A 23,121-nucleotide genomic window follows, 5' to 3' on the forward strand; every position below is an offset into this window, starting at 1 on the left:
TAATCAAACGAAGTATTACTAAGCTAAACTAAATACATATTACGCTTTCACTCATTAAAACTACCCATTCGTCCGGACATTAGCATTCTACATAAAATATGCAGCAATATTGGATAATTGAAACAAAATAAGCGCTAGAAATTAACTTCTCAGCACCTTTCAATGAGAGATAAAATATGATGTCTTTAGAGGTTCTAAAGAAATCAATTGCTATTTCAACAAGTGTTACAGCGCATTTTGTTAAGCTAATTCTACCATAATCAGTCGTTGGTTTTCTTTAGTCAATTCTGCAACGTTCGATTTTTTAAATCACTAAGTTTTTATAACCATCTAACTTAAGTGATATATGAATTTAGTGGAATTTATTTTGGAGAACAAATTTATCAATAGCCTAATTCCAACACACGCCTCACTCATTGAAACACTACATTCAATCATTAGCTAAAAATTTAATGAATGAGGTTAATAGGTTTGATAAGAAATCAAAATTAAGATCTATTTCACCTTTAAAATATATTATCATGAAAAAGCAAATGGTAACCCTATGGAAAAAGACAACATCAGTTTGTTTATTAGTTGTAATCAGCTTAAGTGCTCATGCTCAATTGGGCAAAAAACCTAAATCTGCAGCTTATGGCAAATTAACTCCATCAATTACATCACCTACTGGTGGTTCTATAATAGGTGGTCCATTTGTATTGGTAGGCAAGGCAGAGCCAAATACTACAGTTAACGTTACAATTTCTCCAATTTACCTTATGCCCAAAAGCACCGATGGAAAGCCAGTTTTAAGGGTAAGCACACCACTACACGAAAGGCAAGAGTTTACTGCTAAAGCAGATGCCAATGGTGTATGGCAAAGTCGTGTAGTAGAAGTGCATTATGACCCAAAGGCAACTGGCAGAAGAATTTTTGCATCGGTGTACCAAATATGGGGTAACGAAATTTTGCAAAGTCGCAACACGGAATATATGGTTTCTCAAAAACGCCTTAAAAAATCAAACTAGTAGATAGATTATAAAATAATAAACAGATGAAAACGGCAATATCTTTAACGCTAATACTATCACTATGGTGTTTGGCTGGAATAGCGCAACAATTACCTGCTCATATTCAAAAACTCAATAGAAAAACAGATTTAACAACCGTAAAATTTGAACGGATGTTAATGCTAAGTGGTGGGCGAAAGGTTTATGAGTTTTCGATAACAAGCAAATCGCAATGCATTCATTGCGAACGTGGGACCACCTTTTATGATGAAAACGGCAATACTGTAGCCTATTTTACGACGAGCAGAGGTCCGAGCGCTTTCGTAGCAGACGGCTACACGCTGGCAGAATTTGGAAAGTCTGGAGCCCAGGGAGTGAAATATGGCGCAAAAAGAGAAAATTTACCTGCCCCCATTGCACGAGTAATTGCTAAGAGCGATTCGCTTAACAAGGCGGGAGTAAAACAAATTGTTCAGGTAAAACTGCGTGATCAAATACTTTATAGTTTTGAGCATAAGTTGAACCCCAAACTGCCGAATTGTAAAGACTGCCCCGTAGTGATCGTATTTTATAATGCCAATTACCAACCTGAAGTTACTTTTCATGTAGGAGGCTTTGCGGGTATTACAGCAACTAATGGCTATAAATCTACCGATTACACGAGTAGGCAAAAGCTATGGATATTGTGGAATGCAAACTAGCATTTCTACCTAGATGAACACTCTACATAACTAACCTTAAAAAAACTTACTAATGAAAACTTTAAAAAACATCCTAAAATATGGAATGGTATTTTGTATCGCACTGTTTACTTCCTGTAAGAAAGATGGTGTTGAAACAGAAGCAAAAGCCGAAGCGCAAATTGATCTAGCAGATTATTATATCATTGGCAGAAGGCCAGCGCAACTCTCTAACGGCCAAACGGTACAAATCCCTTACATCATTAATTTTGATGAATACGGAAAAGCCTCTTTATTAAGAGAAAGCGCTAAACCCTTTACTTTCAAAGATGGCAAAATCAGAATTGATGGAATGATGGTTTTCACAGTAGAAAATAATGCAATTATAGCTTATGAGGATCTAATGAAACGCTATCCGTTTACCAGTTATAGTCTGCAAAAAAAGCCAACTAAAAATCAGTTAAACGGGAATAATTACCAAGGCAATTGGACCAACATAGCAAAAACATTTGCGGTGTTTACCTTTCGACCGGATAGTTACGATGAAAAAACCGGCACGACGTATCCATTTTCTGGGAAGTACACGCTCATTGCAAATATTGCAGCCAGAAGCAATACACCAGATGCTGCAGCAAATAATTATGCAGAGTACGATCTGGTATTAATTGATGGTAAGCTGGAAGTAACTTGCCATAAGAAAAACCTGGTTGGTGCAGGTTCGGAAATTTTTACTTACGGTGTATTTACTAAAGTTCCATAAAATAGTAAGTGCTTGTTTACTCATCTCATCGCATTCTTCGCTCGTTAAAAAGGAGCACTCAATCATCGTTAAAAAATACCTTGTAGATGCTAGTTAAGTTTGATTAAGCAAATCAACTAAATAACATAAAACTAAGAACCATGAAAAAATTATTAATCATACCAATTTGTATCATCATTACAGCTATCGCTTGTAAAAAAGATAAAACTCCAAATGAAGAAAAAGAGGTAATTAAAGGAAATATTAAACAAGTTACTGAAACCGTAAATGGCATTACCTATAAAATATTCACAGGTATAAACACAACCAATTTCAAGGGTACTCTAGTTGTAGGCAGTGGTAATGATGAGAATAATCCATCTGAAGGTGCAATTGATGGTGCAGCTGAAACTGCATTATGTGAAAAAGCAGCAAGCAATGGTTATGCGGCAGCAATAGTTAAATATCAAAAACCAGCAGCTGGCGCCGATTGGAATAGCAGAGCCAAATTAATGGGCGAAGATTTTAATAAAGCGATTGTAGGTATTTCGGGCAAGTACGGCATCGATAAAAACAAATCCGTTGTAGCTGGATTTTCTTACACTTCATTTATGCTATTTACCGATATTTCTTTAAATCCTACACTAAGCTACACCAAAGGTTTATTGGGTGCTTGTGGCGCAACAGGAACTTGGAACGCACAAAATTTCAAAATCCCAATTTTTGCCATTAACTGCAGTGGCAATAATGAAGGAAACTTTAATGGCAAAGCACTTTACGATCAAATCCCAGCCAATTCCCCAATTAAAGCTAAAAGCGAAGGTGTAACCGACAACAGTTGCAACAGCCATTGTGGCGGCGATTGGACCGATAAAATGTACACCAAAATGGTGGCCTGGTTGCAGTAAAGGTAACGCTCAAATTTTAAATCTTAAATCTCATAAAATATGAAAAATTTTAAAACCATATTCGCAAAAACGCTAATGGTACTTTCTGTTTTAGCAGCATTTGCTTCTTGCAAAAAAGATAAGGAACCGAAACCTGAAGATAATTTTGATCCCACAAAATATTATATTACCGGAGAAGAAGCATCTATCGGTGGTGGTTCATCACCAACCAGTTATGTGTACTGTTTCTTTGCGAATGCTAAGACCTACTCCACTTCGCAAGGGGGCTACAATTCTGATAACCCAAATTACACCTACACCGATGGCGTAATAAAAATCGGCAATTTAACTTTTACCATAGCCAACAACGCAGTCACCAGCTGTAGCAATGCAAGCTACAGGTCTTATCATTTACAAAAAATACCCGATGCCGATTCATTTGCGGGTAAAACATTTAAAGGCACAGTGGCTACCAACGGGCTGGCCAACGGAAAATCGTGCTTGATAAAATACACAACCGATAAAAAATTTACTGTAAGTATTGATGGTTTCGGGCAAACTGGCACTGGTGCAGATTATATTTTGCAAAACAATGGCGTAGCCACTGCCAGAACTGGTAACGAAGGTCGTTTACACCTCATGACCATTGGTGACGGAAAACTTTATTACTCTCAAGTTAATGGTGCTGGCACCCCAAATTACACCCATTATTACGGCGTGCTTACATCACAATAAAATGATTTAGGCTTCAAATATTTATATCATGAAAAACTTAAAAATAACAGCACTGCTATTATTGCTTATGAGCTTTATGGCATGCAAAAAAGACAATACAAAACAAAAAGAAGTTTGCAAAAAACCAACGAGTTATGTAGACTCTCAAGGTCAATTCTATCAACTTTCCTATAACACTGATAGTAAGTTAAGCGAACTAAAAACAGACATTAACACTTACACTATTACTTATCAAGACAATGGTAATACCATAAATTCAAGCGATAGGTATTACGACCAAACTTTTAAACTGGGTCCAGAAGGACAGATTTTAGAGTTAATTGCTGTTTATAAAAGTTCGGGAGAGGTTACTAAGATTAACTACCAACATATAAAAACTAGTAACGGTTACGATGCTACTGCAACCACCCAAACTTTCAGGAAAAATGAAAGCGTTCCGTTTAAAACGGTAAAAAATCTCTGGAAAATGAGCATCAACAATGGCAACTTAACTAGTTTGACGCTAATTGATCTTGACAATAATAATAGACAGTTAGGGAGAATGACTTATAGCTACAATATTTCAAAAAATCTTAGTGATTACCCCCTAAATCACCATCAGGACTTAATTGATAGACAACCTTTCATTAGCAAAAATCTTATCACTAGAAGTTCGATGACCGATAATGTAACCAATGTCCAGATAGATGCGGTGTTTAATTACGAATTTGATGAGCATGATAGGATCCTTAACTCAACACAAGTTGCAGAGTACAAAGGAGGTGCCCAAACTACCAACTCTACCATTAAAGGAACATTTGAGTACAAGTGCAATTAAACTCATTACTTTTTCAGAAACATTAGTTCTAATCACATTTAAAATCTAAAATCATGAAAAATATATTTAAAATGCTACCCATATTATTTTTAGTAATAATGACGAGTTGCAAAAAAGACAAAGATAATTCTACCATTGCAGCAAGTGAATTATCTACCTACCAGCTAGCAGTAACACTTAAAAAGCAAACGGGTACAGACTTACGGGTATTTTATTTTACACAGAATGGTAATGAAATTATAGCCACACTAGAAGGTTTAAATGTTAAAAAAACGCAAACGGTAATTATTAAAAACGATAGTTTCACTTTTGATGAACTTGGAGACGGCAACATAACTTACAAATTTAGTTTTGCGAAAGATGTAAACGGAAATTTAAGCTTTAAGAGTGTAAGTGTTACCAATAAAGCAGATATAACTATGAGTATAGATGGCAGTTATATTTCTAAATTATCTGATATAAAAGGTGATTTTGACATTCACGGTTACACCTACGAAAATATGAATGGACCTTATGGTTTAACCTTTATTAAAAATACCAATAATTGGCGATGGGACAGTTCTGCTAATAAAGGTACATATACAAAAATTTCTCGTGGAGCCTGGAAAGGTATGCTTGATGGTAAAGCTTATTTTGCCTTAACCATTGAAGAAAATTACAAAGGTATAATGAGACCGTTTCTGTTGATAAAAGGTGAAGACGCAAACTTCTACAAATTTGGACTAGTTTAATATTTAAAGTCATGAAAAAATACATTCTATACCTCATTTTAATGTGTTTAAGCTACATCGGCTTTGCACAAAACCTAACACCTCCGCAGGTAGTAGGTTACCTCAGCGCAAGCACAATGAAAGTTAATTTTCCCTTTAATGTTAAGGGTATTCCATTTGCACAGATACCCAAAAGCGTATGGTATCCAACCTCAGTTATCATCGCCGATTTGCAAATGAACTATTATATGGAAGGGTCTAATAGTAAGCAAATTAATACCGTAAGGAAACATGTAGTTCCCGACAGTAAAACGGGCGCCTGGGAAATTACGGGGTTAAGCATTGAACCTTCGCCTAATTCTATACCAAACACTAGCGTAGACCACAACAGAACCACATACATGCTTTCGATTTATCAAATACATACGGGTCAAAAATCGGCGATGTGGTATGCAAATATACAGCCCAACTACGTACAAGTCCACAAAATACCCGATCAAAAATTAGGACCCAAAGTAGTTCCTATTAAAGACAAAGTAATTCTCAATCCGCAACCCATTCCGCCAAAGGAGATTAAAAGGAAACTAAAAAGCAATTTGTAGCAATTATAACAGAATTTGAAAAACAATGTTAGCAGTGCCTGGCTATTGCAGCCCCGCTTTTCAATCGGGTTTATAATACAGAGCCGGAGGTTCTTTTGTACATCCTTCTAGTTATGCGCCTAACTTTGCACCGTCTTTAAATCCTAGCCCCGATTGCAGCGAAAATCCTTTTTTTCGCAGCGACGCAAATAGCTGTCATGCTGAGGCACGAAGCATCTGTGATAGATAAGCAGATGCTTCGTGCCTCAGCATGACAAAAGCAAAAAAAGATTGTAGCAAAAAGCGGGACCAACATTAATTTTCACACCGCCTTTGCGCTTCAATACAGAAACGGTGCAAGCAAAATCTCGCTTCCCTAATCTATAACCTTGCTCACTCATTAAAATTACCCATTCACTCATTCTCAAAAAATTGCAGCATAAAGAGTTGTTATTTTGGTTAACATTTTAATTCAAAACTAACATCATGAAAAACTTTAAATTTTTACTTACACTTCTATTTGCTTCTTTGGCTTTTATGAGTTGCAAAAAAGATAAGAATCCAAATGTAGATACCGCAGTAGGTTTACATATTAAAGACGGAAAATATTTAGCCGATAAATGCGATAACAAAATTGTACTTAGAGGCGTAAACATGGGTAGTATCTATGCGGTAAATCTTGGTTTAAAAGAGCTTGAAGAAATAGAAAAAACTGGTGCAAATAATGTGCGCATTGTTTTAACAAGAAACTATACCGATTGGGCAAACGGCGGTGCGGTAACTGGCCTAACGGCAGCTAAAATAGAACCGATTATTACCAGTTGTTTGGCCAAAGGAATGATCCCTATCTTAGAGCTGCATGATTTTACCGGAAGTGCAAACGCAACTGCAGACCTGCAACAAGCCGCTCAATGGTGGATAAGCGCCGGCATAAAAAGCATGCTGCAAAAATACCAGCAGTCAATCATCTTAAATATTGCGAACGAGCCAGATAATGGTTCAGCTTCTGATGCAACCTATCGAGAGGCTAATTTAACAGCAATAAAAACTTTGAGGGATGCTGGCTATACTTGCCCAATAATGGTAGATGCGCCAAACTGGGGAAAAGATCACGTATTTTTTCTATACCAGGGCAAGGCTTTAATGGATACTGACCCCTTACATAATTTAATGTTTAGCGTACACGCTTACTGGCCAACCAACGGGCCGTTTGGCAACTATTCTGATGCTAAAATTACAGCTGATTTGGTAGCGCTTAAACAAACTGGTTTGCCTATCGTATTTGGTGAGTTGGCCGTGGCAGACATTCAAAACGGACTTGCCTACAACATTAATTATAGATTGCTAATGAAACTTTGCCAAGATAATGAATTTGGCTACATCGCATGGTGGTGGGGTTTCAACAACAATCCAGGCGCTAACAATCAACTGAGTATGACAAATGATGGCTTGTACACCGGGCTAGCAAATGGCGGGAAAGTAATAGCAACAGATGATGTGAATGCTATCAAAAATACATCAAAACGTGTTTGCAAATAAATCATCAACCTATGAAAAAGCTACTACTATTTAGTTTACTAATCATTTCAGCATAAGCATATGAAAACTTTAATAATCATCAGTTATATTTTATTTGGCGTATTACAAACTACTCCAGAAAAAATTAAGGTAAAGCCCGAAATAACTCAAATACAACAAGCTAACCGTATACCCCGACTTCAAATCTATTTTCCAAAAAATGGACAAAAAGTTAGAGGCAGATATTCAATTTACGGATACGCGGAACCTCATGCAAAACTCAAAATACAACTAACTAGCTCGTATTACGAAAAGCTATTTGATACTCGAAAAGAAACCATTAGTAAGGGTAAAGGCCCGATAAATAGGATAAATAGAACCTATCCATTAACTGCTAATAATATTGGCTATTGGGAATTGAAGGATATTGACTTAACCAATAGAAATTGGGAAGAAACCTTTACTATTAAAGCAATTGTCGAAGGCCGTACAGCAACTATATCGGTTTATGACAATACCCACCCCATTGTAATTGATTAATAAATATCATGATGAAAAATTTAACAAAATGCGTGAAACGAGTTGTGGTAATTTTTCTATTGCTACTCGTTCATTTTAGGGCAAACAGTCAAATAGACTTGAAAGATTATTGTGTGGTAGGCTACTACGCCAATTCTGCAACGGCTACTTTTAAAACGCCATTTATATTTAATATGGGAGAAAATAATACTTTCCAATACCTCACGGTAGATGGTAAGCTGCACGAGGGAAAATATACTGTTATTAACGATAACCTAAAATTTGAGTTTGTTGGCGGAGAAGATAATTTTAAGATCAATGGCGCTACACTCGTTCCGCTAAATAACCGAACTTTTGCCAAGCTTGAAAAGAAAGTTTTCGGCAATAGGTTAAAAAGCAATAGATACACAGGCATCCTGTATAAAGAAAAATCAAATGTAGCCGTTCGCACAAGTTATCAATTTATTGGGAGCAAGTTTAGTGTAACCGACGAAAACAAGAAGGGATCGCCATACGAAGACTATACATTGGTTGGAAATTTAGCTGGATACAAATGGAGCGGACCTGGCGGAATGAAGTCATTGATATCACACCGAGTTTTCGTTTTATATGGAACTCAGCTCGTTGTCATGAATATTTACCGAAACAAAAATGAAGGTGCAACCTTTGGAATTCTAGATCAGGTGAATTAGGATTAGGTTCATTTCTATTATATTAATTTCCTGGTGGTTTGAGTCAACTCCAGTAGTAAAATTTCGAAGTGCTGATTCATGGCAATCTCAAGACTAGAAAAATCATTAAAATAACGTAAATTCATTTAAATACTTCAAACGATGTTAAAAGCAGCAATTTTAGATGATGAAATAAGAGGAAGTAAGTTGCTTGCTCATAAACTTGATATTTTTGAAGATGAATTGCAAGTTGTAGGCATCTTTGACGAACCTGCAAAAGCCTTAGATGCTATTATAGGACTCAACATCGATGTCTTATTTTTGGATGTCGAAATGCCAGGAATGAACGGTTTTCAATTCTTAGAACGCTTGGGCACTTTTAATTTCGAAGTGATCTTCACTACCGCATATGATAGCTATACCCTCGATGCTTTAAGAATAAGTGCAGTAGATTACCTGCTAAAACCGGTTGACCAAGAAGATTTACAAACCGCCATTACAAGGTTAAGGAAACGGGTAGCGGAAAAGCTCATGTATAAAACAATAAAGTCAACAAAAAAATCGAGCAACCGTTTGGCACTACCAACTGCAGAAGGTGTTTATCTTGTAGAGAAATCAAATATTTTAAGAGTGGAAGCCATGAGCAATTATAGCGTCTTTTTACTTATCGATGCAAAAAAAATAAGTGGTATCTAAAACATTAAAAGACTACGAAAACGTATTAGACGACGAGCATTTTATGCGTATTAACAGGTCTGTAATTATCAATTTAGATTACGTAGTGAAATATCGCAAAGGCGACGGAGGAACCTTAGAGCTTTCAGATGGTTCAGAAATTGAAGTTTCGCCCCAAAAAAAAGACCTCCTGCTGCAACGTTTATTTTAAAGCTGAATACCTTAAACGACGGTTAGAAACATCAACCATAAGCAATTACCTAGTACAATGTTATTTCTAATATAACACAAAGCCCTTCCAGTATTACCGGAAGGGCTTTAAATTATTTAATTAGTGAGTAAACTACTCGTATTAAGCTTTAGGCGCAGCTGGTTTTTCAGGTCTTGGTAATAAAACCTTGCGAGAAAGTTTCATTTTACCTTGTTTATCAATATCTAATAATTTAACCTCGATTTTATCACCTTCTTTCAATACACCGTCCATAGTTTCTAAACGTTCCCATGAAATTTCAGAGATGTGTAGTAAACCATCTTTACCTGGCATCACCTCAACAAATGCACCGAATGGCATAATTGATTTTACTTTACCTTGGTAAACCTCACCAATTTCTGGCTTAGCTACGATATTACGGATACGGGTAACTGCTGCATCGATTGCTGCTTTATTATCAGCGAAGATTTCAACGATTCCTTTACCATCAACTTCTTCGATAGAGATTGATGCGCCAGTTTCGCGTTGCATTTCCTGAATAATTTTACCTCCAGGGCCGATAATTGCACCAATAAATTCTTTCTCAATAGTGATAGAAACAATACGTGGAGCATGTGGCTTCATGTCTTCATTAGGCTGAGCAATTGTTTTCTTCATCTCGTTTAAGATGTGTAAACGACCCTCTTTAGCCTGTAATAAAGCTTTAGTTAATACTTCGTAAGATAAACCATTGATTTTTAAGTCCATTTGACAAGCAACAATACCATGTTCAGTACCAGTTACTTTGAAGTCCATATCACCCAAGTGGTCTTCATCTCCTAAAATATCGGAAAGAATTGCGTATTTACCAGTTTTCTCATCAGTAATTAAACCCATTGCGATACCCGAAACCGGAGATTTAATTTTGATACCAGCATCCATTAATGCTAAAGTACCGGCACAAACAGTGGCCATTGATGATGAACCGTTGGATTCTAAAATATCAGAAACTACACGAATGGTGTAAGGATTTGCCTCACCTTGTGGCAATACTTTTTTCAATGAACGTTGTGCTAAAGCACCGTGACCAATTTCACGACGACCAGCACCTCTGTTCGGTCTAACCTCACCAGTTGAGAAACCAGGGAAATTATAGTGTAATAAGAATTTTTGGTAACCGTTGAAGAAAGCACCATCAATCATTTGCTCATCATCTTTACTACCTAAAGTAACTGATGTTAAAGATTGTGTTTCGCCACGTGTGAAAACAGCCGAACCGTGAGCAGCAGGTAAATAGCCAACTTCGCTCCAAATCGGACGAATTTCAGTAGTCTTACGGCCATCTAAACGAATACCCTCATCTAACAATAGATTTCTAATCGCATCGTACTGAACATCATGGTAATAATGCTTGGCCATTGCCTTAGTTAAATCCGCAGTATCTTCTGGCATTGCCTCGAAAAACTCATTGATAATGTTAGTGAAACCAACTTTACGTTCATCTTTGTTAGAACCAGATTTCGCAACAGCGTAAACTTTATCGTAAGTATCGGCATAAACCTTAGCTTTTAAATCAGCATCGTGGTCTTCATGGCTATATTCGCGTTTTACAGTTTTACCAACTGCCTCAGTTAACTCAACCTGAACCGCACATTGAACTTTAATTGCATCGTGTGCAAATTTTAAAGCTTCAACCATTTCATCTTCCTGAATCTCATCGCACTCACCCTCAACCATACCGATATCGTTAGCAGAACCAGCAACCATAAATTCTAAAGTTGCACGCTCCAAATCGCTAGCCAATGGATTGATTACCAATTTACCATCAATTTTTGCAACACGAACTTCAGAAATCGGACCGTTGAAAGGAATATCAGAAACTGATAATGCAGCTGATGCTGCTAAACCTGCCAAACAATCAGGCATTATATTTTTATCAGCAGAAATTAATGAAATCATTACCTGAGTATCTGAGTGATAATCAGACGGGAACATTGGGCGTAAAGCTCTATCAACCAAACGAGAAATTAAAACCTCGTAGTCAGATAATCTTGCCTCACGACGTAAAAATCCACCTGGAATACGACCAGTAGCCGCATATTTTTCTTGATAATCAACAGATAATGGTAAAAAGTCAGTTCCTGGTTTAGCACCAACAGTAGATACAACTGTTGCTAACAACATCGTATCGCCCATTTTTACTACAACCGAACCATCAGCTTGTTTTGCCAGTTTACCAGTTTCAATTTCAACAATTCTGCCATCGCCCAAATCGAACGATTTTTTTATTACATTCATTTAAATAGAATTATGGTGTGTTTTCCTCTTTCTACACACCGTTGTTTATATATGTTTTTGTTTTTGCAAACGAAGATAAGATTTAAAAAGCCTATCTATAACAAATCCCGTTAAAATATTTAACAGGAAATGTAAAAAGCCATCCCCTAAAGAATGGCTTTCGCTGATAAAATTCGCTTATTTTTGTTTAATGATATCACGAAGCTCTAAAGCTTTGATGATAGCACGGTAGCGCTCAATATCTTTTTTGTATAGGTAAGCCAAAATACCGCGGCGTTTACCTACTAATTTTTGAAGTGACAACTGAGTAGAGAAATCTTTACGATTTTTCTTTAAGTGTTCTGTTAAGTGCGCAATACGGTATGTAAATAACGCTACCTGACCTTCTGCAGAACCAGTGTTGGTTTCTACTTCGCCGTGTTGTTTAAAGATTTCGGCTTTCTTTTCTGAACTTAAATACATTCTTGAATAATATTAAAGCGATAAAAATTAATTAATTGTGCCGCAAAGATAAAGCTATTTTTGATTATTAGCAAGTGTAATTTACAGATAGAATGTTTAAGCTAATAGCCTGATTATTTGGAAAACAAAGTTCCGCTTTACATCGGTTGCACCTGCCCCGCCCTCGCTGCAATCTTTTAAAAACTTCTGTCATTCTGAGGCACGAAGAATCTGTTTCATCGTTTGCAGATTCTTCGTGCCTCAGAATGACAGCATATTCAAGGTTGCTGCAATTTTAAAAGTATTTCCGCTAAGTCGGGTTTAAGGAAAATAAGGCAGAAGGAGTAACTTAGTTTTTCCTTGCAATCGTCCAAACAAAACAAAAACCCTACTTTTGCACAAAACCTTTTACCCTTGGAAAAGAATCAATTCAGCATTTTCGAAAGTGAATTACGTGTACGTCCGGATGATATAGACATGTTTAACCATGTACATAACAGCAAATACCTGGATTATGTACTTGCCGCCCGCTACGAGCAAATGGAAAAGTTCTACGGGATGCCCTGGGAGCACTTTACCAAACAAGGTTTGGGCTGGGTAGTTAGTCGTGTAGATATCAATTTTAAACGCCCGCTTTTAATGAACGATTTAATGTTGATCAGAACGGGTATTTTAACCATGCATGATAGGGGTTGTTCAGTTCAGTTCGAAATCATCAATAAAAAAACCGGCAAAGTAGCTTCTGATGGTATTTTTGATTATGTATTAATTGATTTGAATTCCGGACGTGGAACAAAAGTTACCGAAGAGATGATTGAGGCCTATAGTATTTAATATTGGCAAATCTTCATTTCGAACGAAGCCAAGAAATCTCTGAAAAGATTTAGTTGCGCTATTTCTGTTTTTTGTTGACAAATAAATTAATCAACACATTAGATATCAGTCATCAAAACTTGACAATTAAAAAAATTATTTATCTTTACGCTATCAAAAAGAACAGAACCATGATAGTATCTGCAATCCGTTTGAGGTTTTAAGCAACCGAGGATTCCCTCCATTTCAGTTTAGATATGTGCGACTTAGCTGCGTATCTTATGGTTTATTCATCACATTTTACTTTATAATATATGTCACAGTCAGTAAAGACACAGGGCAAACTATCTTCTTTTTTTGAATTACTCGTACAATCATTGAAAGGCCACGAAGTTGATTTAACTTCCATCAGCATTAAGCGAGCAATTATTTTATTAGCCATCCCAATGATGTTGGAAATGGCAATGGAGTCGGTTTTCGCATTAGTAGATTTATATTTCGTCGGTCACCTGGAAAATAGCAGCCATGCGATACAAACCGTAGGTTTAACAGAATCGGTTTTGACTATAATTTACTCGTTAGCCATTGGTTTAAGTATGGCCGCAACAGCAGTTGTTGCCAGAAGAATTGGCGAAAAAAATCCGGAGGCAGCATCAAAAGCCGGAATGCAAACCATTGTGATAGCTGTTGCGGTGAACATATTAATTAGTATCGCAGGTTTAATTTATGCCAGGGATATTCTTTTGTTAATGGGTGCTTCAACTGAAACGGCCAACCACGGTACCACTTTTGTTCGAATTATGATGGGTGGAAGTATCATTATTGTGCTGTTATTTTTAATTAACGGAATTTTTAGGGGAGCTGGTAATGCTGCAATCGCAATGAGAAGTTTATGGATCGCCAATATTGCAAATATCATCCTCTGCCCTATTTTCATCAACGGTTTCGGGCCAATCCCTGCTTTTGGTTTAACAGGCGCTGCTATTGCAACAACTATTGGTCGTGGTTTGGGCGTGACCTACCAAATTTATAATTTATTCAACGGTAAAAATGCTTTAAAAATTCGAATTAGCCATTTCATCCCTAATTTCGAACAAATTAAAGCCATCGTAAAAATTGCTGCACCAGCAATTTTTCAATTCGTGATTGCCAGTTGCAGTTGGGTCTTTTTGGCAGAACTAGTAGCCACTACTGGCGGTGATGAGGGCTCGGCAGGTTACCAGACGGCATTACGTTTAATGATGTTTTTTATGTTGCCTGCCTGGGGTTTGAGCAACGCGGCAGCAACCTTAGTTGGTCAAAATTTAGGAGCCGGTCACATCGACAGAGCCGAAAAATCGGTTTTCCAGACTTTGAAGTATATCATCATTTTCATGGCTGCAGTAAGCGTAGTATTCTTAACCTGCGGTCATTTGTTTGCCTCTTTCTTCACATCAGATGTAAAAGTGATTGAGATTGCAAGTCGTGCTTTGAAGATTCTTAGTATTGGCTTCGTAATTTATGGAGCGGCCATGGTTTTTAGCAGTGCCTTTAACGGCGCTGGAGATACTTGGACACCGACCAAAATCAATATTTTTGCTTTTTGGTTATTCCAGATTCCCCTAGCCTACTTCCTGGCGAAATATTTAGAAATGGGCCCGACTGGTGTTTTTATCGCTATACCAACCGCCGAAGCTGGTATTGCTGTTGCGGCATTTATCCTATTTAAAAAAGGTAAGTGGAAGAGAACGATGGTTTAGTTTTTTTCAGCTGCCACGGAAACACGGAATTATTTTTTTTCTAAAAAATAGCAACAGATAAATAGGATAAACACAGATGTGTTGGAATGGTACATGAATTAAACTTTCTGTGATTTCTGCGTTTCCGTGGCAAAAATAATTTGTGTGATCAGAAAGATAACATTCAGAAGAACTTCTGTTTCTCGTTAAGTAAACCTGATTGCAGTGGAAATACTTTTTGCTCATTGATAGTATTAGATTGCCGCGTCGTACCTCTTCGCAATGACGGGAATTTGAGCACAACACAATGACAAAAAGATTGCAACGAAAAGCAGGACTGCTGCAACCGAAAAACTACTGCTTTTGCTTTTCATATATTTAAAAATCCACCCATCTTTTACACGTTAAATTTTCCATTAAAAACTATATCTTTGCGCAAAGATGAAGCATATACGTAATTTTTGCATTATTGCACATATCGACCATGGTAAGAGTACTTTGGCCGATAGGTTATTAGAATATACAGCGACAATTTCGCAGCGTGAGGCGCAGGCGCAATTGCTCGATAACATGGATTTGGAGCGTGAGAGAGGCATCACGATTAAAAGTCATGCCATACAAATGAACTACAAAGTTGGAGATATTGAGTATAATTTTAACTTAATTGACACACCGGGACACGTAGATTTTTCTTACGAAGTTTCGCGTTCTATCGCGGCTTGCGAAGGTGCTTTGCTTATTGTTGATGCGTCGCAAGGGATTCAAGCACAAACGATTTCGAACTTATATTTAGCGTTAGAGCACGACCTTGAAATTATCCCAATTTTAAATAAAATGGATTTACCTGGGGCGATGCCTGAGGAAGTAAAAGACCAGATTATTGATTTAATTGGCTGTAAACGTGAGGATATTATTCCGGCATCGGGAAAAACCGGAATGGGAATTCCTGATATCATTCAGGCAATTGTAGACCGCGTTCCTGCACCGGTTGGCGACCCAGAAGCCCCATTACAAGCACTAATTTTCGACTCAGTTTTTAACTCTTTTAGAGGGATTATTGCCTATTATAAAGTTGTAAACGGAGAAATTAAGAAAGGTGATAAAGTAAAATTTATTAATACTGGTAAAGAATACTTAGCTGATGAAGTGGGTATTTTGAAACTGGATATGGCACCACGTAATGTGGTTAAAACCGGGGATGTAGGTTACATTATTTCTGGGATTAAAGAAGCCAGAGAGGTAAAAGTTGGTGATACGATTACGACTACTGCGAGACCATCATTAGATGCGATTCAGGGATTCGAAGAAGTAAAGCCGATGGTTTTTGCTGGTATTTATCCCGTAGATACGGATGAGTTTGAAGAGCTTCGCGAAGCCATGCACAAACTGCAATTGAATGATGCATCTATTGTTTTCGAACCTGAAAGTTCTGCCGCTTTAGGCTTTGGTTTCCGTTGCGGATTCTTAGGAATGCTGCACATGGAGATTATTCAGGAACGTTTGGAGCGTGAATTCGACATGACGGTTATCACAACCGTTCCCAACGTATCATATATTGCGCATACCACCAAAGACGATGAAATTTTTGTAAATAATCCATCAGATTTACCTGACCCAAGTAAATTAGATTCGGTTGAAGAACCATACATTAAAGCTAATATTATCACCAAAGCCGATTTTGTTGGGCCTGTAATGTCACTTTGTATTCAGAAAAGAGGAACGATTGTAAATCAATCATATTTAACATCTGACAGAGTTGAGCTGGTTTTTGAGATGCCAATGGGCGAAATTGTATTTGATTTTTATGATAAACTAAAAACAATTTCGAAAGGTTATGCTTCTTTTGATTACCATCAGGTTGGATATCGAAAATCGGATTTAGTTCGTTTAGATATGTTGATTAATGATGAACCAGTTGATGCATTATCATCGTTGATTCACAGAAGCAATGCTTACGATTTTGGAAAGAAAATTTGCGAAAAACTGAAAGAATTGATTCCTCGTCAGCAATTTGAAATCAAAATTCAGGCTTCTATTGGTGCTAAAGTTATTGCCCGCGAAACGCTGAGTGCTTTGCGTAAAGATGTAACGGCCAAATGTTATGGTGGTGATATTTCTCGTAAACGTAAGTTATTAGAGAAACAGAAAAAAGGTAAAAAACGTATGCGCCAGGTTGGAAACGTAGAGATTCCACAAACGGCATTTATGGCTGTTTTGAAATTAGATTAACCCCCTAGCCCCCTAAAGGGGAAATACTAGCGAGTTATCAAACTAAATCTTAAATTATATAATTATAGTAGAGTAAGTTATATGAGCGATGGAAATTCAAAGTCCCCTTTAGGGGATTTAGGGGTATTATTAGACGGTAAATACGTATCAGAAAAAGTTAAAGTTCAGATTGCAGAAGAAGCTGCAGAATTTTTGAGCAAAAGCGGTCGTAAACCGCACTTAGTAGCCATATTAGTGGGTAATGATGGTGGTAGCGAAACTTATGTTGCCAGTAAGATGAAAAACTGTGAAAAGGTAGGTTTTAAATCTTCGCTTCATAGATATGACAACTCGGTTACCGAAGCTGAGCTATTGGCAAAAATTGAAGAAATTAACCAAGATGCTGATGTTGATGGATTAATTGTTCAGTTACCTTTACCAAAACATATCGACCCTGAAAAAGTTACCGAAACTATAGATTATCGCAAAGATGTTGATGGTTTTCATCCGGTAAACCTTGGTAGAATGATGCGTAATTTGCCTTGCTTCATCCCTGCAACACCTTACGGTATTTTGTTGATGTTACAAGAATACGACATCGATACTACTGGAAAGCACTGCGTTGTAGTGGGCAGAAGTAATATTGTTGGTAGTCCGATGAGTATCCTGATGGCTCGTAATGCAAACCCAGGAAACTGTACGGTTACGCTTACCCATTCACGTACAAAAGATTTAAAAGAACAGGTTTTACAGGCAGATATTATCATTGCAGCGATCGGCAAGAAAAATTTTATTACTGCCGATATGGTTAAACACGGTGCAATTATTATTGATGTGGGTATTAACCGCGAAACATCTACTGAAACTAAATCTGGCTTTAAACTTTATGGAGATGTAGATTTCGAAAACGTTGCTCCTATTTCATCATACATTACACCTGTTCCAGGTGGTGTTGGGTTAATGACTATAGTAGGTTTATTAAAAAACACTTTAGCATCTGCGAGGAAGGAAATTTATAATTAAGCTGAAAGATAAAAGCTCAAAACTAAAGCAAGAGCTATCTTCCAACATGTTTTAAAGCAATTCAAATATTTGAGTTGCTTTTTTTTTGTGAAAACTAAACCCTCGTCTTCACTCCTTGTTTTTTCCATCAACCCCAAAGCTTACTCCACCAGCTCTCTTCAAAACCAATGTACAATCCGTCTTCTCGTAGTTCTGTGGCGTAAATATTAATGTAATCGCCTTGCCCCTCTGCTCCTCTTCCGGTTTTTAAATCGTACGCATAGCGATGAATTGGGCAGATTAAATGTCCGTTTTTGCACCAACCGCCAGAAAAATGTCCACCCGCATGAGGACAAAAGGATTGAGTGGCTATAATTTCATCGTCATTATTGATTATACAAAGTTGTTTGCCACCAAGTTCGATGGTTTTACTATCGCCAACTGTAGGAATTTGAACTTTATTTAACGCTTTAAACCACTTCATGTAGCTAAAATAACTATTTAAATATCAGTGTTATTTCATCTTTGCATTAATTTTTACAAGCAGAACTTTTACACCATATTTTTTTAGGATATTTGCATCCTCAAAAATGAAACAAGATATACCAGAAGACGGCACATTACTTCCTTTAATGGAAGAGTTCTACACAATACAGGGCGAGGGATTTAATACGGGCAAAGCGGCTTATTTTATTCGCTTAGGCGGCTGCGATGTAGGTTGCCATTGGTGCGATGTTAAAGAAAGCTGGGACGCAGAAATGCATCCATTAACCCCGGCAGATGTGATAGTAGAAAATGCTAATCAATTTCCTGGTAAAGCTGTTGTAATTACGGGTGGTGAACCTTTAATTTACAATCTGGATTATTTGACTAACAAACTGAAAGAGAAAGGCATTTTAACTTTTATAGAAACCTCTGGGGCCTATCCACTTTCCGGAAACTGGGATTGGATTTGTTTATCGCCTAAGAAATTCAAGGCGCCCCGTCCAGACATTACGCCTTTTGCACATGAACTTAAAGTGATTGTTTTCAACAAAAGTGATTTTAAATGGGCAGAAGAATATGCAGCTATGGTTTCTCCAACCTGTAAGTTATATCTTCAACCAGAGTGGTCAAAATCAAAGGAAATTACACCAATGATTATTGACTACGTTATGGCCAACCCAAAATGGGAAATTTCTTTACAAACGCACAAATTTTTAAATATTCCTTAAATAGTTTACATTAGCTTTGGTAACCAAATGTTAATTTAATGAAATACTGGTTTCTTTTATCCCTAAGCATATCCATTACTTTCTGCTTTGCACAAAGTTCGTCGAATAGGAAAGCGCAGGCATCTTTCGAAAAAGCCGGGCCTTATATTGAAAAACAAGATTACAGTTCGGCTGAACAAGCGCTAAAAACCGCTGTGGAGGTAGATCCCTTATTTCAGAATGCATATATCCTTTTGGCAGGAGTGTATAAAATTCAGAAAAAGTACATTGATTCTAAATCTGCTTATCAGAAAGCACTTTTGATTAATAAAAATGTATCTCCGGAAGTAACGTTTGGTTTAGCAGAAGTGGAGTTTGCTACGCAAGGTTATGATAAAGCTAAACAGCTTTTTAACGATTTTTTGGCGATAGATGCTTCGTCAGAAAGAGCAAGGAAAGCAAAAAAATATTTGCTTGATTGCGATTTTGCGAAGATAGGAATTGCGAAACCCGTAAAATATAGTCCGGTGAATCTTGGAGATGGGGTAAATACAGCTGATCCCGAATATTTCCCAGCATTAACCGCCGATGGTGAAACCATGATTTTTACACGTCAGGTAAATGGAAACGAAGATTTTTGGACCTCACAATTTAAAAATAATGCGTGGGCTTTGGCTACACCATTATCAGCCAATATCAATACAACCAGATATAACGAGGGTGCACAGACGATTTCTCCCGATGGAAAATATTTATTTTTTACTGGTTGTAACCGCCCGGATGGATTAGGAAGATGCGATATTTACGTCTCACATCGCGAAGGAAAAGATTGGGGCGAGCCTTATAATGTAGGCAAGCCAGTTAATTCGGAATATTGGGAATCACAGCCCGCCATAAGTCCAGACGGAAGAACCTTATATTTTATCAGCAATCGTCCGGGCGGTTCTGGTGGTTATGATATTTGGAAAAGTACCATTACCGATGATGCAAAGTGGGGACCAGCTATAAATCTTGGTCCTGATGTGAATACACCATTCGATGAAAACACACCATTTCTTCATGCCGATGGAAAAACACTGTATTTCTCATCAGATGGATGGCCTGGATTTGGAAATAAAGATATTTATTATAGCCGATTGGATGAAAATGGCAAATTTAAAAAACCCATAAATCTCGGTTTTCCAATCAATTCTTTTGAAGATGAAAGCGGCTTAATTGTTAGCGCAGATGGGAATTCTGGCATGTTTTCATCCAATCTCAAGGATGGATTCGGCGGTCAAGACATTTACAGTTTTGGAATTCCTGATAATGCTAAGCCTTTAAAAGTATCCTACGTAAAAGGAATTGTCAGAGATAAGGACACCAAAAAGACGATCGAAAGTAATGTCCAGGTCATTGATTTAAAATCAAATAAGACTGTTTTTGATGATTATACAGACCCGGAAACAGGACAATTTCTGGCAGTAATGCCAATTGGAAGCGATTACCTTTTTAATGTTAGTGCAGAGGGATACTTATTTTATTCGGAGAACTTTGAATTAAAAGCTGGAGATATTAATAAGCCTTATCAAATAGAAGTATACATCGAAAAAATTAAACAAGGTGGAAATGTAACACTGAGAAATATTTTCTTCGATACAAATAAATATAACCTGTTACCCGCATCAATAAGAGAATTGAAACTACTAATCGATTTCTTAAATCAAAATGAAAGTGTCAATATTGAAATTCAAGGTCATACCGATAATGTCGGCGATGACAAATTAAACGAAAAATTATCTCTAAACAGGGCAAATGCGGTGTACGAATATTTATTGCAGAATAGCATCGATACAAAAAGATTAACCTTTAAGGGCTTTGGAGCAAACAAACCCATCGCAGATAATAAAACGGAGATAGGCAGAAAAAATAACCGAAGAACTTCGTTTGTGATTACTAAAATTTAAATACCGTTAACAAAATTTTTATTCTAAACGCGATGATGAATCTCTGAGCGATGGAAACTAAATTAATAAGAAATCTGATGATTTTTAGAAAACGGCAATCGACGTGTCCTTACCAGGGTTGAAACCAATTTTTTATTGGTTGAAGCAATTTATCGATTTAATTGAGGAGGATTGTTTCGTGTCTCGCAATGAAGACCGATTTAAAACATCTCCTAAATTTAATTGTGGAGTAATCCTTAAAACTTCTTCCCTTTTAAAACTCTTATTTCAGAACCTTCGGCAAGCATTACTGAATCTGGCTTCGCGTTGTTTAAGAATGCAAAATCACTGCCGTAATTTACGCCAAAATCGACTTCTATTTTATAATCTTTAATCGGATAAGCCTCCCAACGCGGATGTTCTACACCGTATTCTGAAGTCTTATTAGGACCAATTTTAGTGTAACCCCAATAATGTTCGGTAATAAATTCCTCTTCGCTACCCACCGCGATTTCTTCAGCTTTTGCTGAAGCCGTTACTGAAAACTTATTCCAGGTTTTGTTCTTCCACAGATAATCTACTTCCAGTTGATGCTCCTGTTCTATCCAAACGTGTTTCATTGGTAACGTTTGGTAGTTTTCTTTGTAAATGGTATTGGCTACAAAAGTTATTGCTGGCAACGGCACTATTTCTTTTACGAAAACAACGCCCCGTTTCCATTCCTTTCCATCTTTATACTTTACGTAGAACCTAAGATTTACTTCTTCAAAATTGGTATGAAAAGGAATATTAAAACCTCTCAATTTTACATCAACGAACATAAAGCCTACCAGGCTCACATAATATTTCCCTTGCCAATCGTCCAACTCAGTATGAGGCGGTAGATATTTCAAAAGTATTTCCTTATCAACCGCATATTGGGCTAAAGCCAGTTTTCGCCATTCGGCAGTGAGGAATACTTTTGAATTTTTCAAGTTATAAAATTGCTTGCCTAATGCGGATTAGTCTTGTTAAGGTTTCTTCTAATAAATCTAAATGCAACATGTTTGCACCGTCAGATTTTGCATTTGCCGGGTCGGGATGTGTTTCAATGAATAATCCATCGGCGCCAACTGCGATTGCAGCTTTTGCGATGGTCGAAATCAATTCCGGTTTTCCACCAGTTACACCACTACTTTGATTAGGTTGCTGCAAAGAATGTGTGCAATCCATCACAACTGGAACGCCAAAACTCTGCATTTCAGGTAAACCACGATAATCGACAATCAAATCCTGATAACCAAAAGTATTTCCCCTATCTGTTAAAATCACTTTTTCATTTCCAGCTTCTTTAATCTTCTCTACAGCAAATTTCATCGAACCTGCAGATAAAAACTGTCCTTTTTTTACATTAACGACTTTGCCAGTTTCTGCAGCGGCAATTAATAAATCTGTCTGGCGACAAAGAAAAGCAGGAATTTGCAATACGTCTACGTAAGCAGCAGCCATTGCAGCTTCGCCACTTTCATGTATATCTGTTACGGTTGGTACGCCAAATTCTCGCCCAACACGCTCTAAAATACGTAAAGCTTTTTCATCGCCTATTCCGGTGAAAGAACTACCTTTACTTCTATTCGCTTTGCGGTAAGAACCCTTAAAAATATATGGAATTTGTAGCTTATCTGTAATCGTGATAATTTTTTCTGCAATACGAATGGCGATATCTTCGCCTTCAATTGCACACGGACCAGCCATTAGAAAGAAATTTCCTGATTCGGTATTTTTTATATTGTTTAAATAGTTAAGCATGTAAATGGGTTATGTAAAATGGAA

At 37.1% G+C, this 23,121-nt stretch carries 24 protein-coding genes; 19 read left to right on the forward strand and 5 right to left on the reverse strand.

The window, feature by feature from the left end; translation table 11 throughout:
• The first annotated feature begins 521 nt into the window (after nucleotides 1-521).
• The 13 genes from ON09_RS08685 (at nucleotide 522) to ON09_RS25955 (ending at nucleotide 9,732) form a co-directional block, all read left to right on the forward strand.
• Nucleotides 522-1,007, forward strand: coding sequence for a hypothetical protein (locus tag ON09_RS08685; protein ID WP_157258888.1), 486 nt, complete (start codon nucleotides 522-524; stop codon nucleotides 1,005-1,007).
• A gap of 26 nt (nucleotides 1,008-1,033) precedes the next feature.
• Nucleotides 1,034-1,690 (forward strand): hypothetical protein, encoded by a 657-nt coding sequence (locus ON09_RS08690; RefSeq protein WP_010600672.1) that lies wholly within the window; start codon nucleotides 1,034-1,036, stop codon nucleotides 1,688-1,690.
• 52 nt (nucleotides 1,691-1,742) lie between these two features.
• Nucleotides 1,743-2,429: a hypothetical protein gene (locus tag ON09_RS08695; protein WP_010600673.1), complete on the forward strand. Its 687-nt coding sequence runs from the start codon at nucleotides 1,743-1,745 to the stop codon at nucleotides 2,427-2,429.
• 140 nt (nucleotides 2,430-2,569) lie between these two features.
• Complete coding sequence (locus ON09_RS08700) at nucleotides 2,570-3,316, forward strand: hypothetical protein (protein WP_010600674.1); 747 nt, start codon at nucleotides 2,570-2,572, stop codon at nucleotides 3,314-3,316.
• A gap of 39 nt (nucleotides 3,317-3,355) precedes the next feature.
• The gene (locus ON09_RS08705; protein ID WP_010600675.1) at nucleotides 3,356-4,030 is read left to right on the forward strand and encodes a hypothetical protein; all 675 of its coding nucleotides are present in this window, start codon (nucleotides 3,356-3,358) and stop codon (nucleotides 4,028-4,030) included.
• A 76-nt stretch (nucleotides 4,031-4,106) separates the two neighbouring features.
• The gene (locus tag ON09_RS08710) at nucleotides 4,107-4,847 is read left to right on the forward strand and encodes a hypothetical protein (protein ID WP_157258889.1); all 741 of its coding nucleotides are present in this window, start codon (nucleotides 4,107-4,109) and stop codon (nucleotides 4,845-4,847) included.
• Between the two features lie 53 nt (nucleotides 4,848-4,900).
• Nucleotides 4,901-5,578 (forward strand): hypothetical protein, encoded by a 678-nt coding sequence (locus ON09_RS08715; protein WP_010600677.1) that lies wholly within the window; start codon nucleotides 4,901-4,903, stop codon nucleotides 5,576-5,578.
• Nucleotides 5,579-5,589: 11 nt separating this feature from the next.
• Complete coding sequence (locus ON09_RS08720) at nucleotides 5,590-6,159, forward strand: hypothetical protein (protein WP_029204223.1); 570 nt, start codon at nucleotides 5,590-5,592, stop codon at nucleotides 6,157-6,159.
• A gap of 465 nt (nucleotides 6,160-6,624) precedes the next feature.
• A complete protein-coding gene (locus tag ON09_RS08725; protein WP_010600679.1) occupies nucleotides 6,625-7,677 on the forward strand; it encodes a cellulase family glycosylhydrolase in 1,053 nt (350 codons plus the stop codon).
• A gap of 60 nt (nucleotides 7,678-7,737) precedes the next feature.
• On the forward strand, nucleotides 7,738-8,196 hold the full coding sequence (locus tag ON09_RS08730) for a hypothetical protein (protein WP_010600680.1): 459 nt from the start codon (nucleotides 7,738-7,740) through the stop codon (nucleotides 8,194-8,196).
• An 8-nt stretch (nucleotides 8,197-8,204) separates the two neighbouring features.
• On the forward strand, nucleotides 8,205-8,867 hold the full coding sequence (locus ON09_RS08735; RefSeq protein ID WP_010600681.1) for a hypothetical protein: 663 nt from the start codon (nucleotides 8,205-8,207) through the stop codon (nucleotides 8,865-8,867).
• A 141-nt stretch (nucleotides 8,868-9,008) separates the two neighbouring features.
• Nucleotides 9,009-9,542: a LytR/AlgR family response regulator transcription factor gene (locus ON09_RS08740; protein WP_010600682.1), complete on the forward strand. Its 534-nt coding sequence runs from the start codon at nucleotides 9,009-9,011 to the stop codon at nucleotides 9,540-9,542.
• Nucleotides 9,532-9,732: a LytR/AlgR family response regulator transcription factor gene (locus ON09_RS25955; RefSeq protein WP_010600683.1), complete on the forward strand. Its 201-nt coding sequence runs from the start codon at nucleotides 9,532-9,534 to the stop codon at nucleotides 9,730-9,732. Before ON09_RS08740 ends, ON09_RS25955 begins: the two co-directional genes overlap by 11 nt.
• Before the next feature lie 141 nt (nucleotides 9,733-9,873).
• Here ON09_RS25955 and pnp read toward each other — a convergent pair whose 3' ends face one another.
• Together pnp and rpsO are read right to left on the reverse strand one after the other, a co-directional pair.
• Nucleotides 9,874-12,009: a polyribonucleotide nucleotidyltransferase gene (gene pnp / locus ON09_RS08745; protein WP_010600684.1), complete on the reverse strand. Its 2,136-nt coding sequence runs from the start codon at nucleotides 12,007-12,009 to the stop codon at nucleotides 9,874-9,876.
• Between the two features lie 177 nt (nucleotides 12,010-12,186).
• Entirely contained in the window at nucleotides 12,187-12,471 is a 285-nt protein-coding gene (gene rpsO, locus ON09_RS08750; protein WP_010600685.1) for a 30S ribosomal protein S15, read from the reverse strand.
• A gap of 393 nt (nucleotides 12,472-12,864) precedes the next feature.
• Here rpsO and ON09_RS08755 point away from each other — a divergent pair, with 393 nt between their 5' ends.
• The 4 genes from ON09_RS08755 to ON09_RS08770 all read left to right on the forward strand — a co-directional run bounded on the left by ON09_RS08755 (nucleotide 12,865) and on the right by ON09_RS08770 (nucleotide 18,212).
• Nucleotides 12,865-13,284, forward strand: coding sequence for an acyl-CoA thioesterase (locus ON09_RS08755; RefSeq protein ID WP_029204224.1), 420 nt, complete (start codon nucleotides 12,865-12,867; stop codon nucleotides 13,282-13,284).
• 293 nt (nucleotides 13,285-13,577) lie between these two features.
• Nucleotides 13,578-15,002: an MATE family efflux transporter gene (locus ON09_RS08760; protein ID WP_010600687.1), complete on the forward strand. Its 1,425-nt coding sequence runs from the start codon at nucleotides 13,578-13,580 to the stop codon at nucleotides 15,000-15,002.
• A 420-nt stretch (nucleotides 15,003-15,422) separates the two neighbouring features.
• Nucleotides 15,423-17,210: a translation elongation factor 4 gene (gene lepA / locus ON09_RS08765; protein WP_010600688.1), complete on the forward strand. Its 1,788-nt coding sequence runs from the start codon at nucleotides 15,423-15,425 to the stop codon at nucleotides 17,208-17,210.
• An 81-nt stretch (nucleotides 17,211-17,291) separates the two neighbouring features.
• Nucleotides 17,292-18,212 carry a bifunctional 5,10-methylenetetrahydrofolate dehydrogenase/5,10-methenyltetrahydrofolate cyclohydrolase gene (locus ON09_RS08770; RefSeq protein WP_010600689.1) on the forward strand — a complete coding sequence of 307 codons (921 nt, stop codon included), beginning with the start codon at nucleotides 17,292-17,294 and terminating at the stop codon, nucleotides 18,210-18,212.
• 127 nt (nucleotides 18,213-18,339) lie between these two features.
• On the opposite strand, the gene ON09_RS08775 is transcribed toward ON09_RS08770, so the two are convergent.
• Nucleotides 18,340-18,675, reverse strand: coding sequence for a Rieske (2Fe-2S) protein (locus ON09_RS08775; protein WP_010600690.1), 336 nt, complete (start codon nucleotides 18,673-18,675; stop codon nucleotides 18,340-18,342).
• 106 nt (nucleotides 18,676-18,781) lie between these two features.
• Here ON09_RS08775 and ON09_RS08780 point away from each other — a divergent pair, with 106 nt between their 5' ends.
• Together ON09_RS08780 and ON09_RS08785 are read left to right on the forward strand one after the other, a co-directional pair.
• Entirely contained in the window at nucleotides 18,782-19,405 is a 624-nt protein-coding gene (locus ON09_RS08780; protein WP_010600691.1) for a 7-carboxy-7-deazaguanine synthase QueE, read from the forward strand.
• 38 nt (nucleotides 19,406-19,443) lie between these two features.
• Nucleotides 19,444-21,330, forward strand: coding sequence for an OmpA family protein (locus ON09_RS08785; RefSeq protein ID WP_010600692.1), 1,887 nt, complete (start codon nucleotides 19,444-19,446; stop codon nucleotides 21,328-21,330).
• A gap of 236 nt (nucleotides 21,331-21,566) precedes the next feature.
• Here ON09_RS08785 and ON09_RS08790 read toward each other — a convergent pair whose 3' ends face one another.
• Together ON09_RS08790 and kdsA are read right to left on the reverse strand one after the other, a co-directional pair.
• Nucleotides 21,567-22,283: a YqjF family protein gene (locus ON09_RS08790; protein WP_010600693.1), complete on the reverse strand. Its 717-nt coding sequence runs from the start codon at nucleotides 22,281-22,283 to the stop codon at nucleotides 21,567-21,569.
• A 1-nt stretch (nucleotide 22,284) separates the two neighbouring features.
• Nucleotides 22,285-23,097 carry a 3-deoxy-8-phosphooctulonate synthase gene (gene kdsA / locus ON09_RS08795; protein ID WP_010600694.1) on the reverse strand — a complete coding sequence of 271 codons (813 nt, stop codon included), beginning with the start codon at nucleotides 23,095-23,097 and terminating at the stop codon, nucleotides 22,285-22,287.
• Nucleotides 23,098-23,121 lie beyond the last annotated feature (24 nt).

This window comes from Pedobacter agri PB92, assembly GCF_000258495.1.
Classification (GTDB): Bacteria; Bacteroidota; Bacteroidia; order Sphingobacteriales; family Sphingobacteriaceae; genus Pedobacter; species Pedobacter agri.

Bases quoted from the DNA above. Each gene is read 5' to 3' on its own strand.
- ON09_RS08685 (WP_157258888.1), top strand. From the start codon at position 522: ATGAAAAAGCAAATGGTAACCCTATGGAAAAAGACAACATCAGTTTGT.
- ON09_RS08690 (WP_010600672.1), top strand. From the start codon at position 1,034: ATGAAAACGGCAATATCTTTAACGCTAATACTATCACTATGGTGTTTG.
- ON09_RS08695 (WP_010600673.1), top strand. From the start codon at position 1,743: ATGAAAACTTTAAAAAACATCCTAAAATATGGAATGGTATTTTGTATC.
- ON09_RS08700 (WP_010600674.1), top strand. From the start codon at position 2,570: ATGAAAAAATTATTAATCATACCAATTTGTATCATCATTACAGCTATC.
- ON09_RS08705 (WP_010600675.1), top strand. From the start codon at position 3,356: ATGAAAAATTTTAAAACCATATTCGCAAAAACGCTAATGGTACTTTCT.
- ON09_RS08710 (WP_157258889.1), top strand. From the start codon at position 4,107: ATGGCATGCAAAAAAGACAATACAAAACAAAAAGAAGTTTGCAAAAAA.
- ON09_RS08715 (WP_010600677.1), top strand. From the start codon at position 4,901: ATGAAAAATATATTTAAAATGCTACCCATATTATTTTTAGTAATAATG.
- ON09_RS08720 (WP_029204223.1), top strand. From the start codon at position 5,590: ATGAAAAAATACATTCTATACCTCATTTTAATGTGTTTAAGCTACATC.
- ON09_RS08725 (WP_010600679.1), top strand. From the start codon at position 6,625: ATGAAAAACTTTAAATTTTTACTTACACTTCTATTTGCTTCTTTGGCT.
- ON09_RS08730 (WP_010600680.1), top strand. From the start codon at position 7,738: ATGAAAACTTTAATAATCATCAGTTATATTTTATTTGGCGTATTACAA.
- ON09_RS08735 (WP_010600681.1), top strand. From the start codon at position 8,205: ATGATGAAAAATTTAACAAAATGCGTGAAACGAGTTGTGGTAATTTTT.
- ON09_RS08740 (WP_010600682.1), top strand. From the start codon at position 9,009: ATGTTAAAAGCAGCAATTTTAGATGATGAAATAAGAGGAAGTAAGTTG.
- pnp (WP_010600684.1), bottom strand. From the start codon at position 12,009: ATGAATGTAATAAAAAAATCGTTCGATTTGGGCGATGGCAGAATTGTT.
- rpsO (WP_010600685.1), bottom strand. From the start codon at position 12,471: ATGTATTTAAGTTCAGAAAAGAAAGCCGAAATCTTTAAACAACACGGC.
- ON09_RS08760 (WP_010600687.1), top strand. From the start codon at position 13,578: ATGTCACAGTCAGTAAAGACACAGGGCAAACTATCTTCTTTTTTTGAA.
- lepA (WP_010600688.1), top strand. From the start codon at position 15,423: ATGAAGCATATACGTAATTTTTGCATTATTGCACATATCGACCATGGT.
- ON09_RS08770 (WP_010600689.1), top strand. From the start codon at position 17,292: ATGAGCGATGGAAATTCAAAGTCCCCTTTAGGGGATTTAGGGGTATTA.
- ON09_RS08775 (WP_010600690.1), bottom strand. From the start codon at position 18,675: ATGAAGTGGTTTAAAGCGTTAAATAAAGTTCAAATTCCTACAGTTGGC.
- ON09_RS08780 (WP_010600691.1), top strand. From the start codon at position 18,782: ATGAAACAAGATATACCAGAAGACGGCACATTACTTCCTTTAATGGAA.
- ON09_RS08785 (WP_010600692.1), top strand. From the start codon at position 19,444: ATGAAATACTGGTTTCTTTTATCCCTAAGCATATCCATTACTTTCTGC.
- kdsA (WP_010600694.1), bottom strand. From the start codon at position 23,097: ATGCTTAACTATTTAAACAATATAAAAAATACCGAATCAGGAAATTTC.